General features: G+C 52.0%; 13 protein-coding genes. 10 read left to right on the plus strand and 3 right to left on the minus strand.

Annotation, left to right across the window (positions count from 1 at the left end; all coding sequences use genetic code 11):
- Positions 1 to 8 precede the first annotated feature (8 nt).
- From MTP41_RS05480 to MTP41_RS05505, 6 genes are all read left to right on the plus strand, one after another.
- Complete coding sequence (locus tag MTP41_RS05480) at positions 9 to 260, plus strand: DUF4315 family protein (protein WP_117554029.1); 252 nt, start codon at positions 9 to 11, stop codon at positions 258 to 260.
- Entirely contained in the window at positions 250 to 972 is a 723-nt protein-coding gene (locus tag MTP41_RS05485) for a DUF4366 domain-containing protein (protein ID WP_249236381.1), read from the plus strand. The genes MTP41_RS05480 and MTP41_RS05485 overlap by 11 nt, the downstream gene beginning before the upstream one ends.
- A complete protein-coding gene (locus MTP41_RS05490) occupies positions 969 to 3,092 on the plus strand; it encodes a DNA topoisomerase 3 (protein ID WP_249236382.1) in 2,124 nt (707 codons plus the stop codon). The genes MTP41_RS05485 and MTP41_RS05490 overlap by 4 nt, the downstream gene beginning before the upstream one ends.
- 95 nt (positions 3,093 to 3,187) lie before the next feature.
- The gene (locus MTP41_RS05495) at positions 3,188 to 6,382 is read left to right on the plus strand and encodes a YodL domain-containing protein (RefSeq protein ID WP_249236383.1); all 3,195 of its coding nucleotides are present in this window, start codon (positions 3,188 to 3,190) and stop codon (positions 6,380 to 6,382) included.
- Between the two features lie 3 nt (positions 6,383 to 6,385).
- Complete coding sequence (locus MTP41_RS05500; RefSeq protein ID WP_442900350.1) at positions 6,386 to 7,330, plus strand: hypothetical protein; 945 nt, start codon at positions 6,386 to 6,388, stop codon at positions 7,328 to 7,330.
- A gap of 3 nt (positions 7,331 to 7,333) precedes the next feature.
- On the plus strand, positions 7,334 to 7,534 hold the full coding sequence (locus MTP41_RS05505) for a transposon-transfer assisting family protein (protein WP_055186549.1): 201 nt from the start codon (positions 7,334 to 7,336) through the stop codon (positions 7,532 to 7,534).
- Positions 7,535 to 7,650: 116 nt separating this feature from the next.
- Here MTP41_RS05505 and MTP41_RS05510 read toward each other — a convergent pair whose 3' ends face one another.
- The 3 genes from MTP41_RS05510 to MTP41_RS05520 form a co-directional block, all read right to left on the minus strand.
- Positions 7,651 to 8,544 carry a BRO-N domain-containing protein gene (locus tag MTP41_RS05510; RefSeq protein WP_005938463.1) on the minus strand — a complete coding sequence of 298 codons (894 nt, stop codon included), beginning with the start codon at positions 8,542 to 8,544 and terminating at the stop codon, positions 7,651 to 7,653.
- 111 nt (positions 8,545 to 8,655) lie between these two features.
- Positions 8,656 to 9,984 (minus strand): relaxase/mobilization nuclease domain-containing protein, encoded by a 1,329-nt coding sequence (locus tag MTP41_RS05515; protein WP_249236384.1) that lies wholly within the window; start codon positions 9,982 to 9,984, stop codon positions 8,656 to 8,658.
- Positions 9,945 to 10,274, minus strand: coding sequence for a plasmid mobilization protein (locus MTP41_RS05520; protein WP_005938456.1), 330 nt, complete (start codon positions 10,272 to 10,274; stop codon positions 9,945 to 9,947). Before MTP41_RS05520 ends, MTP41_RS05515 begins: the two co-directional genes overlap by 40 nt.
- A gap of 242 nt (positions 10,275 to 10,516) precedes the next feature.
- Between MTP41_RS05520 and MTP41_RS05525 the strand changes: the two genes are divergently transcribed.
- From MTP41_RS05525 to MTP41_RS05540, 4 genes are all read left to right on the plus strand, one after another.
- Entirely contained in the window at positions 10,517 to 11,497 is a 981-nt protein-coding gene (locus MTP41_RS05525; protein ID WP_005922859.1) for a helix-turn-helix domain-containing protein, read from the plus strand.
- A 139-nt stretch (positions 11,498 to 11,636) separates the two neighbouring features.
- The gene (locus tag MTP41_RS05530) at positions 11,637 to 12,239 is read left to right on the plus strand and encodes an MptD family putative ECF transporter S component (RefSeq protein WP_005922855.1); all 603 of its coding nucleotides are present in this window, start codon (positions 11,637 to 11,639) and stop codon (positions 12,237 to 12,239) included.
- A 114-nt stretch (positions 12,240 to 12,353) separates the two neighbouring features.
- Positions 12,354 to 13,127: an energy-coupling factor transporter transmembrane component T family protein gene (locus MTP41_RS05535; protein ID WP_005922853.1), complete on the plus strand. Its 774-nt coding sequence runs from the start codon at positions 12,354 to 12,356 to the stop codon at positions 13,125 to 13,127.
- Positions 13,128 to 13,129: 2 nt separating this feature from the next.
- Entirely contained in the window at positions 13,130 to 14,596 is a 1,467-nt protein-coding gene (locus MTP41_RS05540) for an ABC transporter ATP-binding protein (RefSeq protein ID WP_341271149.1), read from the plus strand.
- Positions 14,597 to 14,602 lie beyond the last annotated feature (6 nt).

Raw genomic sequence — 14,602 nt, forward strand, 5'->3', positions numbered from 1 at the left:
GATTTTGTATGGCAAAAAGACTTTCCCGCATTGAGCGCGACATTGAACGGCTCAAAGAAAAAATCTCTGAATACCAGCAGCAGTTGAAAGAACTGGAAGCTGCAAAGACTGAACAGGAAAACTTGCAGATCATTCAGCTGGTGCGCAGCATGAACATGAAGCCAGACGAGTTCGCGGCCTTTCTGCGCAGCGGTGCGCTGAACGCTGCACCCACCGCCACACCGTACCACAAACAGGAGGATGCCGCCAATGAAACCTGATTGGAACCGCCGTTTTGCAGCTGGGCTGCTGGCTATCCTGCTCTGCCTCTGCTCTTTTTCCATGCCCGCTTTCGCAAGCGGTACTGACCCTGCCCCGGAACCTCTGCCGGAGATTATCGAAGAAGAACCCACCACGTGCGGCATGGAGCCGGAGGGTGTGCCCATCACGCCCAAGGGCAATGCAACACTGGTGGATGATTTCTACGGGGACAAACAGCTTATCACAGTGACCACCAAGGCCGGGAATTATTTTTACATTCTCATTGACCGCGCCAACGAGGATAAGGAAACCTCTGTCCACTTCCTGAACCAAGTGGACGATGCCGACTTGCTGGCCCTGCTGGATGAAGAACCGCAGACCACCGAGGTCTGCACCTGCACGGTGAAATGTGAGGCAGGAAACGTGAACGAAAACTGCCCCTTGTGTGAAAAGAGCCTGCGGAGCTGCACGGCCCCGGAAGCTGTGAAAACCGACACCGAAACGCCGCAGGAAAAGCCGAAATCCAACATGGGCAGTCTGATGATTCTGCTGGCGCTGGCTCTGGCGGGCGGTGGCGCGGCACTCTATTATTTCAAGTTCCGCAAGCCCAAGGCCGATACCACCGGGCACGATGATCTGGACGAATACGATTTTGGCGAGGACGAGGATGCAGACGAGGAACCGGCTGAAATCGAGATTCATTCGGAGAACGGACAGGAGGACGAAACATGAGCGTTCAGCTGGTAATTGCCGAAAAGCCCAGCGTAGCCCGCAGCATTGCCGCCGTGATCGGGGCCGCTGAAAAGCAAAACGGCTATTGGCAGGGTGGCGGATATCTGGTCAGCTGGTGCATCGGGCATCTGGTGTCCTTTGCCGAGGCTGGCCAGTACGACGAAAAATACTGCAAATGGCGGTATGAGGATTTGCCCATCCTGCCCCAGCCGTGGCAGTTCATTGTCCCGGACGAGAAGAAACAGCAGTTTGAAGTTCTGCGTGCCCTGCTCAACCGCCCGGATGTGGACAGTGTGACTGCCGCAACCGATGCAGGCCGGGAGGGAGAACTGATTTTCCGCCTTGTCTACCAAATGGCCGGCTGCACGAAACCCGTGAAGCGGCTCTGGATTTCCAGCATGGAGGATGCCGCTATCCGGGAGGGCTTTGCAAACCTGCGCCCGGATTCGGACTACGATGCACTGTATCAATCGGCCCTCTGCCGTGCAAAGGCGGACTGGCTGGTGGGCATCAATGCAACGCGGCTGTTTTCTGTGTTGTACCACAAGACCCTGACGGTGGGCCGAGTGCAGACCCCGACACTGAAAATGCTGGTGGACCGGGATGCAAAAATCCTGCGCTTCCAGAAAGAAAAGTATTACACGGTCGGCATCCAGTCCGGCAGCCTGAAAGCGGACAGCGGACGCATTGCGGATGCAGAAACCGCAAATTCTCTCAAAGAAAAATGCACAGGTGCAAATGCAGTCTGCACATCCATTCGGCGAGAGAAAAAGGCGGAACAGCCGCCCAAACTTTATGACCTGACTACCTTGCAGCGGGAGGCAAACCGCCTGTTCGGCTTCACGGCAAAGCAGACCCTTGACTATGCCCAGCAGCTTTATGAAAAGAAACTGCTGACCTATCCCCGCACGGACAGCCAATATCTGACCGAGGATATGGGCCAGACAGCACAACATCTTGTGTCTGACCTGCTGGGGCTGCTGCCCTTTGCCCAAGGGCTTGACTTGACCCCGGAAGTGGGCCGGATTCTGAACAGCAAAAAGGTATCGGACCACCACGCCATCATTCCTACCGCAGAATTTGCAAAGCAGGGGTTCACCGGCCTTGCGGAAAGTGAGTGCAAGCTGATGAACCTTGTCTGTTCCAAACTGTTCTGCGCTGTGGCCGCACCCCATGAATACGAAACTGTGACCGCTGTGCTTTCCTGTGCAGGGAACGAATTCACCGCCAAGGGAAAGACCGTGCTTGTCCCCGGCTGGAAAGAGATCGACCAGCGGTTCCGCTCCACTCTGAAAGCAGACGGTGAAGAAGAAACGGAAGCGATGAACACTCTGCCGGAACTGGTCGAGGGACAGACTTTTTCCGTGACTGCCGATATTTTGGAACACTTCACGTCCCCGCCGAAAGCCTACACCGAAGATACGCTCCTGTCGGCAATGGAGCGGGCCGGGACCGAGGATATGCCGGAGGACAAGGTGAATTGCTCCGCAGGAGCAAGAGAGGGTGGCCTGGGCCATGCGGAACGCAAAGGGCTGGGCACTCCGGCCACCCGTGCCGCGATTCTGGAAAAATTGGTGCAAATGGGCTTTGTGCAGCGCAAGGGCAAACAGCTTGTCCCCACCAAGGACGGCATCAATCTGGCGGTGGTTCTGCCGGAAAGCCTGACCTCTCCCGTCCTGACCGCCGAATGGGAAAACCGCCTGACCGAGATTGCCAAGGGCAATGCAGACGCGGACGAGTTCATGGCCGAAATTGAAGCGCAGGTGCGCCAGCTGGTCAAGACCTATTCCTGCATCAGTGCGGACAAGCAAAATCTGTTCCAGTCAGAACGGGTTATCATCGGCAAGTGTCCCCGGTGTGGTGAAAACGTCTACGAGGGCAAGAAAAACTTCTACTGCGGAAATCGTGGCTGTCAGTTCGTGATGTGGAAGAATGACCGCTTCTTTGAGCAACGGAAAAAGGCGTTCACCCCGAAGATCGCCGCCGCTCTGCTCAAAAACGGTAAGGCAAAGGTCAAGGGCCTCTACTCCGAGAAAACAGGCAAAACTTATGATGCAACGGTGCTTCTGGCTGATACGGGAGGCAAGTACGTCAATTACCGGGTAGAGCGCAAAGAATAAAGAAAAACGAGGGCCGGTTATGGTAAGGTGAAGCATTCATTTTGCCATAACCGGCTCTCTCTATCCGTAGGATAGCAAAAAAGGAGTGTGACCAAATGAGCGAATTATTTTCCATCCAGCTGCAAAATCGGCAGCAGCAAGGCAGGGATGGCGTCTGGCTGGACCTGCCTACCACAACCGAACAGGTACAAGCGGCCCTGCGGCAAATCGGCATTTCGTCCGATAATCCGCAGGGCCTTTTCATTTCTGGCTACTTTGCCGAGGAGGAAAAGCGTTTTGCGATTCCCTACAACATGGTACTGGCATCCAATGTGGACGAACTGAACTTTCTGGCATCACGACTGGAAACACTCTCTACCGGGGAACGCACAGAGCTGAACGCCGCCCTGCAAGCCCCGCAGAGTGAGCTTTTCAGCATCGGGAGAATCACCGACTTTCCTGAAAACGTGGACTACTATGTGCATCTGCCGGATGTGCACGGGCCTGCCCAGCTAGGAGATTACTACCTGAATCGCTCCGGCATGGTGGATATGCCGGAAGAATGGAAAGGCGGCATCGACACGGCGCAGTTCGGCCGGTATGTGGCCCAGCAGGAGCAGGGCGCATTCACCCAGTACGGCTACCTTGTCAAAAGCGGGGACGAATGGCAGAAAGTCTACGAGGGCCAGCCCGTGCCAGAGGAATACCGGGTGCTGTCCTTTCCCGCGCCGGAAGTTCTGCGGGATGCGGCCAACATCCCGCCGCCTGTTCAGCCTGAAACGGAACCGCAGAAAGTTATCCCCATCATCCTGAACGGCAAAGACAGCGCGGAACGGATGAAAGAAATTACGGACCGGCTGGAAACAGGGATTCAAGAGCTGTTCGACAGCGACCGCTACAAAGCCTACCTCACCACGATGGCGAAATTCCACAATTACAGCTTCAACAACACCTTGCTGATCGCCATGCAGGGCGGCCAACTGGTGGCGGGCTTCAACAAGTGGAAGGACACGTTCCACCGCACCGTAAAGAAAGGCGAAAAAGGCATCAAAATCCTTGCTCCTGCGCCGTACAAGGTCAAGCAGAAGATGGAAAAGCTGGACGAACAGGGCAAGCCGATTCTGGACAAGGACGGCAAGCCGCTGACGGAAGAAAAAACGGTGCAGATTCCGGCCTTTAAGGTGGTTTCCGTGTTCGATGTCAGCCAGACCGAGGGCGAACCGCTGCCATCTATCGCAGTGAATGAACTGTCCGGCAGCGTGCAGGACTATCAAGATTTTTTCAAAGCGTTGGAGCAAGCTTCCCCGGTACCCATCGGGTTTGAGGACATCGAGGGCGGCGCGCATGGGTACTTTCATCTGCTCGACAACCGCATTGCCATCCAAGAGGGCATGAGCCAGTTACAGACCATCAAGACGGCCATCCATGAAATTGCCCACGCCAAACTTCACGCCATCAACCCAGACGACCCGGAACAGGCCAACCGCCCGGACAGCCGCACCCGCGAGGTGCAGGCTGAAAGCGTGGCTTATGCCGTCTGCCAGCACTACGGGCTGGACACGTCTGAGTATTCCTTTGGCTATGTGGCCGGGTGGAGTTCCGGCCGGGAACTGGCCGAGCTGAAAGCCTCTCTGGAAATTATTCGTAGTACGGCCCATGAACTGATCTCCGCACTGGACGAACATCTGGCAGAACTGCGCCAGCAGCGGGAAACAGAACTTTCCACTGCACAGGAGGCTGCATTTGCGCTGGACAACGGCAATACGCTGTTCATCCAGACCTGCGATTCCGGCTATGACTACACCCTGTATGGCCCGGATAATAAGGCTCTGGACGGCGGGCAGTTGGACGCGCCCGGTTTGACCCTGCCGGATGCCGGGCAGGAAGCGCTTAATCTGTTGGGGCAGACAGCCACAGTGTCGGAAGTCCTGTTGGGCGACAAGCTGGCGGCATTCCAAGAGGCGGCGGAAAAGGCCAACGAAATTCCCGCACCCGTTAAAATTCCAGACCCCGCCGCAGAACCTACGGTCACAATTCTTTGGAGCGAAAGTGACAAGCTGCAGGACGGCGAAATCATGCCGCTGTCCGTGGCAAACCGCGTCTTTGAAGAACTGGACACCGCCCAGCACACGGACCGGGAAAAGGACGGCTACACGAGCGGCTGGTACGACAAGACCGCATTCCGTATTGATTTTACCCTGAACGGCCAGCCGGACAACTACGAGGGGCGGCAGGATTTCGGGGACGGGGATGGCTCCCTGATTCAGCACATTCAGAGTTACCACGAATACTACGCCAAGGACGAAAACTGGAAAAATTTTGTTCTGCACAACAAAGGCCCGGAAGCGTGGGAACAAGACAAGGCAGAGCGGGAAATGGTGCTGACCGAGTTTATCCCGTACCTCAAACAACATTGCAATCTTTCGGCCATGGAGCAGGCAGCCACCGCCGCTTTGCGGGAGGGACAGAACATTTCGCCGGAACAGGCTGCCTATTACAACACTGTTGTGGCCTATGTGCAGGACTGCCGCCCGCTGCTTAACCAAGGCCAGTATAACTTGCCGGAACCGCCCAAGCTGGCTGACTTTGACCAGAGCTTGCAGGATTACAAGGCACAGGTGCAGACCGAGATCACGCAGGAAGCGGCTGCTGCCGGAATGACCGTAGAGGAATACGCAGCGGCAGGCTTTGAGGCACCGCAGCAAGATAGCTTTTCCATCTACCAGCTGCGCAATGAAGATTCCACCCGCGATTACCGTTTTGAGCCCTACGACCGCCTGCAGGCTGCCGGTTTGACCGTGGACAAGGCCAACTATACGGAAGTATACGCCGCGCCGCTGACTGCCGGCACTACGTTGGAGGGCATCTACCGCACATTCAATGTGGACTATCCGGCAAATTTCAAGGGACACTCGCTGTCTGTTTCGGATGTGGTGGTGCTGCACCAGAATGGGCAGGACACCGCCCACTACTGCGACAGTGTGGGCTTCCAGCAGGTGCCAGAGTTCTTGCGGGAAAATCCGCTGCGCACCGCAGAACTTTCCACCGAACAAAACGAAAACATGATTGACGGTGTGCTGAACAATGCGCCCTCTTTAGGTGAGTTGGAAGCCAAAGCAAAGGCCGGAGAACAAATCTCTCTGACAGACCTTGCCGCCGCAGTCAAGGCCGAGGAAAAGGCACCAAAAGCCAAGAAGTCCCGCACAGCCAAGCCGAAAAAGCTGTCCATCCGGGTACAGCTGGATGCCGCAAAAAAGGAGCAGAGCAAGCAAATACTGCCACGGGAAAAGGCAAAGGAATTGGAGGTGTAAACCGTGCAGAAGTTTGAAAATATGGACTTGATCGCTGCGCTGGAAGCCATCATGCACCAGAACACCGCATACTACCAGAGCGATTTTGCCTATGACATCAAGATGCTGCGGGAGGCCGCCCGCAGCGACCAGCCGGAAGATAAGCTGCTGTTGTGGCTGTCCCGGCCCTCTGGAACATTCTGCTTCCGGGAACGGGATGTGTTGCTCAAAGATACCCAAGCCTACAATACATGGAAATTTTGCGGTGAACAGACCCATGACAGGATTCTTGCCTATGCGGTGGAGTTGACCGGTGCGGCCAATGGAACCGTGCAAGGCAATCTGTATGAACTGGACTACCAGCAGCATTTCCAGCATATCCGGGATGCCGCTCTGCCTGTGGGTGCCAATCGCCTGATCTACGAAAGTGGGATGCGGGAAATTGGCCCCAAAGAGCATTTCAACAGCCTCTCGGACAAATATTTTGGAGAGTTCGTGCGGTATGAAATGCAGCCCCGTGACCCGGAACTTCTACAAGCGGCCATCCGGCAGGAGCAGCGCAGTCGAGAACCGGCACGGCCCGGTGATTTCAAAGAACATCTTGCGGCACTGCACACTGGGCTGATCGAGGCCGAGGCGCAGCGTATCGCGGCAAATATGAAGCGGCTGGCTGCTCCCAACAGCCCGGACAAAAATCATTTTATGGTGGAGGTATCGCCCTACTTCACCAAACTGGCATCCAGTCGGGATACGGACCAGCTGCTTGCCATGTTGCCGTACAAGTCCCTGCACCTGTCCAGCGTGAAAGACCGTTTCGGCATCTACGCGCTGGTTGGCAAAAACGAAAACCGGGACAAGGGCATCTGCAAGCCCCGCACTTCCGTCCGCAAGCAGCTTTCCGAAACAAAGCAGGCCGCCAGCCCGAAAAAAGCAGCGGCCCGCAGCAAGCAACACGAAATGGAGGTATGACGCATGAATTTCAGCGTAGAAGAAGAAAATTTGATTTGTATGTACCACACTTCTGACCGCCGCCGGACGATGGCGCGGATGCTGGCCGCCCGGCCGGATATGGACACTGAAATGCGGCAACTGACAAAAGGCACCATTGCGAAGTTGGAGCGCATGACCGATGCAGACTTTGACGGACAGAGGTTTGATTTTACGGGTGAATAATACCGCCAGCTTGACAACCACACATTATTTTCAATCAAAGTAATGTGTGGTTGTCAACACAGAAATAGCCGGACACGGTGGCCTTGGGGTTGCTGTGTCCGGCTATTTTTCATGTATCAGTCTTTATCTTTTTTCTCGGTGGGATTTTCCGGCAGTTCGGCGGCATCTTCTACAATGTCGGTCACAAGCTGCTGGAAGTCAAACGCATTCTTTTCTGTGATAACGGGCTTGCCGGTTTCCGCTTCAAGAGCCTGCCGTGCAATGCCGGCCACCTTGCCGCCACGTTTGGCAACCTGCTTGTTTTCTTCAAAGGTCTGTGGCTTTGCAGTTTTGGAAATATCCGTGGTGGAGGCTTCGGCCAGCATGGTCAGCACAAGTTCCAAATCGGTCATGTTGTCCCGGAGATTTTCTTTTGTCAGACCTTTCAGCCGCTTGTACTGCCCCGTGGTCATGCCGGACCATGCGCGGGAGATTTCATCGGTCAGGATGGCGTACTCCTTGCCCTTTTGCACTCCGCGCTTCTTCCATTCGTCTGTCAGTTCGTTTCGGATACGGATTGCCAAAAGCCGCTGGTGAATCCATTCTTCGGAGTAGCCTTTCTTCAAATAGGTATCAAGCGCACGGTCAATGGCCTGCTCCGGGTCGATTGTTTCCTCGATGCGTTCTTTGCCTACCATTGCCAGCCATGCCTTGAACGGTTCAGCTTTCGGAGATGGGATTGACTGGATGATGCGCAGGAGCTGTTCAGTGTTAGCGACATCCGTTTTGCGCTTTTTGCCGTCAGGAGCGGTCATTTTCAAACCATTACAATTTGTAATGGTTTCATTTCCTTCGTCTTTAAGACGCTTTTTTAGAACGCGCCAATAGTTCTGTGGGTCTGCGCTGTCAGTCAGAACAGCAATCACATCAACGATGGCAAAATACCATTCTTCCTTTTCTGCATCCCATGCAGTGCGGATTTTCTGATCTTCAAAAAGCTGGATAGAGCTGTTATCGTTCACTTCTGCCATAGAGGGTTCCTCGCTTTCGTTGTCTAAGTCTATTTTACATGATTTCGGGCGGAAACGCCACCCGGTCTAAGCGTTTGGGATTCAAAAGTCCGAACAATATTTTGTGCAGATTTACCGTTCCTGCATCTGCTCCTTTCCCGGTGCTGTCCGCAGGATGCCGTCCACGTTTTGCTTGATGATGCCATACTCCTGCATCTGGCGTTTGGCTTCGGCGTACTGCCGCTGCAACTGGTCTTTCTGCTCGGCCAGCTGCTTATACTCGGCTTTCAGGGCGTAGAGGTCGGGCAGCTTTTGGAAGCCCTGCTCTTTCAGAGCCTTTGCCGCTGCTTCATAGAGAATCAGGGTGCCTTCATGCTTGCGCCGGAACTGCTTTTTGTCAGCGGCCCGCTGGTACTCCTTCACCAGTGGACGTAGCTCTTTACAGGTGGTGACATCCTTTATCAGCACGGCCATTTCTGCAAGCCGACGCTCTGCTGCTTTCAGTGCAGCGGCAGCTTCGGTGCTGGCGGCGGTGATCTCGGCCACCCGGCTTTCCAAATCCGGGTAGCTTTCGATTTCATGCTCAATCAGGAAGTTCAGCGTCCGGGCAGCCTGTTTCAGATTGTGGAGTTTTGCCCACTTCTCATACCCTGCGGACTGCTGGGCCTTGATGCTATTCTCCAAATCAATCCGCAGCGAAATTTTGCGGTTTTCTTTGGGCTTCCGCTCCACGAACCGCCCTTTGATGCGCTCGGTGATGGCTTCTTCGGTGTAGGCTTCGTCCAGCGTTTTGCAGCGGGTGAACCGCCCCTGTCCGGGCGCACGGAACGAAACATACTTGCCCCGCTTGACTTCATAGCCCTGCTCCTGCAGGAGCCGCAGAAAATCGTCAAAATCCTTGGCCTGCGGGATGGCTGCATCTATGGCGGTTTTCAGCTTCGCCTTCCAGCTCGTGCCCTTGCGGTGTGCGTCCCACTCGGCATAGCTCTTGCCCCGGTCTTGACCGGGCATCACCACAGACAGACCATGTTCCTTGCACAGCCGGTCGCTGGTGCGCCGGATGTAGGCATAGCTTCGTCGGTTGGAAACATACTTTCGTTGGTTCACCATGTCCACGGCGCAAAAGATGATGTGGTTGTGGACGTGCCCCTTGTCAATGTGCGTGGTCAGTACATAGGGATATTTTCCTTGCAGGACTTCATCTGCAAGCTGTCGACCAATCTCGTGGGCCTGCTCCGGCGTGGTTTCGCCCGGCGCAAAAGACTGTATCAAGTGGTGGGCCAGATTGTTGCCTTTCTGCATGGCCTGTGACAGCAGCAGTTCAAATTCGATGTCGGCGGTTTCGTAGGAGCAGGCAAAGGAGGACACCAGCATTTTTTCGTCCGTCTTGGCCGGATTCTCGATGTAGTCCAATGCCTTTTTCAGCGTTGACTTGATAGGATGTATCTTTGTAACTGCCATATCTGCGCCAATGCTCCCTTGATGTCCGCAACGTCTTGTGTGTACAGCGGCCCCATGCTGTTCAGCCGCCGCGCGATCTGATTGACGTTGACACCAATCTTTTGCAGTTCGGCGGTTTGCGCCCGGATGTCGGTGGTGTCGATGTGGACAACATAACCATCTATCGCCATCTTTCGCAGATAGGCAGCCATATTCCGGGTTGGTATCAATTTCATTTTTTCTCGAATCAACCTCCGTTCTTCTTCCGTCACATAGAATTTGACCTGCACGGTTCGCTTTCTGCCCTCCATACGTTTTTACTCTCCTTTCCATTTTGAGGGTTTGGGACACTTCCCAACAAGCTGTTTTGCAGGGCAAAATACGGAAGTGGGTACACACTTCCTATGCTTGCTCTGTAAGTTCTCCCCTAAACCGTCCCCTCTACTAATACTACAATTCAAACCCTGTCTTTTGGCTACATCTTGACTGTGATGCAAAAATAAAGTATCATAATTAGCACAGACTAACCAAAATGGGAGGTGAACCTCATCCTATGACGCATGGAAGTCACTATCTTGGTAAGCTATACAACGACCTGATAGCCAATTCGCCCCAAACAATTTCAATAGATATTCCGTCTGATATGGGGAAAGGACGAATTGCACAAACCCAAATCAAGCACGGCATCATCTTTTCGGATTGGCAAATGTGTTACCAGTCGGATATGAATGTACAGGGAACCGTCAGTAAAGATTATATGCAGATTATCTTCTGCCTGAATGATGCAATCTCTTGGGGCATCATGGATGAAAAGCGTTCCATTACGATTCAAAAAAATGAATCCTGCATCTATGCGGGACATGGTGGAACCGAATATGCCTGCTATAAAAAGGATAGCAATTTTTCATTTAAGAGTATAAAAATTCCGATTGCCTATTTCTCGCAGCTGCTCACAGATTATTTTGATGGGCAGGAAGCAACGGCTTACGAAAAGAAACTTCTTGATGGCATTTCAAAAGTTCCTGTGACCCCCATCATGGAACAAATTCTAGCGGAAACAAGCCAATTTACACAATACCGTGGAGGATTGGGTTACTTATATCTTGACGGAAAACTTCTGGAGCTATTGTCTATTTATTTAGGCGAAGTCCTTGAATTGGATATTCTAATGGGAAAAAATGTTTCCATGTCCAGAACGGAACGGACTGCCATTATGGAAGCTAAACGGATTATAGACAGTCAGCTTGCGTTTGCCCCATCCTGTGAAGAACTTTCCCATCTGGTGCATTTAAGCACAACAAAATTGACACGCGGTTTTTCATCATTTTATGGTATGCCTATTCATCAATACATAATTGAACAGCGTTTGACACAGGCAGCACAGCTGCTATTGGAGGGGGACCGAAATGTAAGCGAGATTGCAGCAATCGTTGGCTACGGAAAGCCCAGCAATCTTGCCGCCGCTTTCAAAAAGCGATATGGTGTGGCACCAAAGAACTACCGTGAAAGCCGATTTGATACCCATAAAAAGTAGCTTCTGACTGTTTTTGGGTCAAAACGGGTAGGTTTTGGGTTGGATTTGATAATCTAAATTGGTACAATTTGCGATGTGGTTAGTTTCAAATAACCACATCGCATTTTTTATTTTCCGATAAAAGCGAGGAGGCATAAAAATGAAACAAAAGTTGAATGCGAAAGACTTTATTCTCATTGGCATCCTGACAGCGCTCATGTGGATTATCTGCATGATTATCAGCACTATTATGAGCGTGGCTGGCCCAGTGACCAACGTGTTTTATCCGTCCGTTGTGGCTATTCCGAATGGCATCGTTATGATGCTTCTGCTGGCCAAAGTTCCGAAGAAAGGCGTGTTTACCATTTGTGCCGCAATTCAGGCTATCCTGTTCCTGCTGGTAGGTGCTTTCTGGTTCATTCCCATCGGCTTGGTAATTGGCGGTGTCATCTGCGATTTTCTGATCATGGGCCGAAATGAAATCACAATGAAGTCCATGATGGCGGCCTATGCGCTGTTCAGTGCTATTTTTGCTTTTAGTGCTATCTGCCCCATCAAATTTCTTCAAAGTGCGTTTGTTGGCGCAATGGAGAAAAACAATATTGCCCCGGAGTACATTCAGGGAATGCTCAATATCACTTCTGTTCCCATGCTGGTAGTCATTGTTGCTGCTGGACTGGTGGGCGGCCTGATTGGCGGATTTATCGGCCAGAAAGCATTGAAAAAGCATTTCATCAAGGCTGGACTCGTTTCTGTAAAATAACAAGAACAGCCCCCTGAAAATCCATCATACAAACGCAGGCAAACGGGCTGCCTGATTTCAGAGCGCGGGGCTGGAAGTAGTCCCGCGCTCTGCTGTTGATAAGGAGGCATCAGAATGGATGAAACACAAATCAAACAAATTATTGAGCGACAGCCCCTTCATGGAACTGCGCTTCTGGACCCGCGCTGCAAAATTCTTCTCTTAGTCTGTATCGGTTTTGTCAGTTATTTTCTGGCCGGAGAAGTGGTCAGCCTTGCGCTCATGCTGGTTTATGGGCTGTTCATTGCCTTAGGTAATGGCGGAAAATGGGCCGCAAAAATGATAATAACTTATATCGTTGTGGCTTATCTTAATGCCTTGCTCCGCTATGTGCAAGTTCCAGTTTTGAGCGTGATTATGAGCGTATTTGGCGTGACCGTTCTGAAACTGATTCCCATTGTAATGATGGGGCTCTGGATATTGCGGACCACTTATATGGATGACTTGATGGTAGCCCTCCAAAGAATGCGGCTGCCGCAGGCAGTTACGATTCCGCTTGTGGTCATGTTCCGTTATATTCCTACCCTACGGATTGAATATCGGCAAATCCGAAGCACAATGGATATTCGCGGTATCAGCGATACAGTGTGGAAGCGGGTATGTCACCCATTAGCAACCATAGAGTACATTTTGATACCGTTGCTGATGCGCTGCTTGAAAGTTACCGATGAACTGGCGGCCTCCGGCACAACGCGTGGTCTGGAATTGGAATGTAAGCGGTATGCACTGCGCCCGATTCGTTTTGCATGGCCGGAAATTGTGGTATCACTGCTTGGTATCCTCTTTTTGGTCGGACTGCTTTTTATTGACCAGACCCAAATCGGCAAAATCATTTTGTGGAGGGTATGACGATGATCTCATTCCAGAATTTCAGCTTTCGTTATGAAGAAAGCAAAAATTTTACCCTCCGCGGCATTGACATGACTGTACGGACCGGCGAGTTTATTCTTCTGACCGGGCGAAGTGGCTGCGGCAAGACAACGTTGATTCGTTCCCTCAATGGACTTATTCCACATTTTTACCCCGGTGAAATTAAAGGCGATCTGCTTATGGATGGACATTCGCTTTTGGAAATGAAGCCCTCCGAACTGGCCGGACAGGTAGGAACTGTCTTTCAAGACCCACGCTCACAGTTTTTTATGACCGATACCACACGAGAATTGGCGTTCGGCTGTGAAAATCTCGGACTGGCCCGTGAGGAAACCATTGACCGGATTGCACGAGCAGTCAAAGAATTGGAGTTGGTCGAATACCTGAATCGAAGTATTTTTGCGTTATCCAGCGGAGAAAAACAGCAGATTGCGATTGGCTCTGTTTATGCGCTTGCCCCAAAGGTCTACATCTTTGATGAACCATCGGCCAATCTGGACTATGCCGCCACCAAACGGCTTGCTGAAATCATGGAAAAGCTCAAGAGTGCCGGCTATACCATTTTTGTAGTAGAACACCGCTTTTACTATCTGCGAGATTTGATTGACAGAGCTTTTCTGATACAGAATGGAAAAATTGAGCATGAGTTCACAAGGGAACAGTTTTGCTCTTTGCCCGAAGAAACACGAATTTCTTATGGTCTGCGGACCGCATACCCGGAACGTGATGCAGAGCATTATCAGGAAAAGTCGCATTCTCAAAATACAACGCACTTACTAGAAGTCCACGATTTAGGCTTTGCCTACAAGAAAGGACCGGATGTATTCCGAAATGTCAGCTTTGAAGCTCATTCAGGGGACGTGATAGGCATTTTAGGCCATAATGGTGCCGGAAAAACAACGCTCCTGTCTATTCTGACTGGCCTGTTGAAACAGCGGCATGGAGAAGTTCGTCTTGATGGAAAAAAGCTCACACCCCGGCAGCGGCGGTCACTTTCCTATCTTGTTATGCAGGATACAGACTATCAACTCTTTGCCAGCAGCGTGGAAGAAGAGCTTTCCCTTGGAATGCAGGAAGATTGCAAAGAAAAAATAGATGCAGTATTGAACGCATTGGAACTGTCGGACTATCGGGAAAGACACCCAGCGTCGCTTTCAGGCGGTCAAAAACAACGGGTTACCATTGGAGTGGCAATCGTAAAGGACAGCCCCGTAATCTACTTCGACGAGCCCACCAGCGGCTTGGATTATGATTCTATGGTGCGTGTCAGCAAGCTGATTGAACAACTTTCCGATTCCGGGGTAATCGTGTTCGTGGTTTCTCATGATTTTGAATTTATTGTCCGTACCTGCACAGAGGTTGTGCAGCTGGATGATGATGGAACAATTCAAAATCAGCAGTTATCACCAACGGTTTTGAAATCTCTTTCTGAAAAATATTTCACATGATAGGAG

Source organism: Faecalibacterium sp. I4-3-84 (genome assembly GCF_023347255.1).
Taxonomy (GTDB): domain Bacteria; phylum Bacillota; class Clostridia; order Oscillospirales; family Ruminococcaceae; genus Faecalibacterium; species Faecalibacterium taiwanense.

Bases quoted from the DNA above. Each gene is read 5' to 3' on its own strand.
- MTP41_RS05480 (WP_117554029.1), top strand. From the start codon at position 9: ATGGCAAAAAGACTTTCCCGCATTGAGCGCGACATTGAACGGCTCAAA.
- MTP41_RS05485 (WP_249236381.1), top strand. From the start codon at position 250: ATGAAACCTGATTGGAACCGCCGTTTTGCAGCTGGGCTGCTGGCTATC.
- MTP41_RS05490 (WP_249236382.1), top strand. From the start codon at position 969: ATGAGCGTTCAGCTGGTAATTGCCGAAAAGCCCAGCGTAGCCCGCAGC.
- MTP41_RS05495 (WP_249236383.1), top strand. From the start codon at position 3,188: ATGAGCGAATTATTTTCCATCCAGCTGCAAAATCGGCAGCAGCAAGGC.
- MTP41_RS05505 (WP_055186549.1), top strand. From the start codon at position 7,334: ATGAATTTCAGCGTAGAAGAAGAAAATTTGATTTGTATGTACCACACT.
- MTP41_RS05510 (WP_005938463.1), bottom strand. From the start codon at position 8,544: ATGGCAGAAGTGAACGATAACAGCTCTATCCAGCTTTTTGAAGATCAG.
- MTP41_RS05515 (WP_249236384.1), bottom strand. From the start codon at position 9,984: ATGGCAGTTACAAAGATACATCCTATCAAGTCAACGCTGAAAAAGGCA.
- MTP41_RS05520 (WP_005938456.1), bottom strand. From the start codon at position 10,274: ATGGAGGGCAGAAAGCGAACCGTGCAGGTCAAATTCTATGTGACGGAA.
- MTP41_RS05525 (WP_005922859.1), top strand. From the start codon at position 10,517: ATGACGCATGGAAGTCACTATCTTGGTAAGCTATACAACGACCTGATA.
- MTP41_RS05530 (WP_005922855.1), top strand. From the start codon at position 11,637: ATGAAACAAAAGTTGAATGCGAAAGACTTTATTCTCATTGGCATCCTG.
- MTP41_RS05535 (WP_005922853.1), top strand. From the start codon at position 12,354: ATGGATGAAACACAAATCAAACAAATTATTGAGCGACAGCCCCTTCAT.
- MTP41_RS05540 (WP_341271149.1), top strand. From the start codon at position 13,130: ATGATCTCATTCCAGAATTTCAGCTTTCGTTATGAAGAAAGCAAAAAT.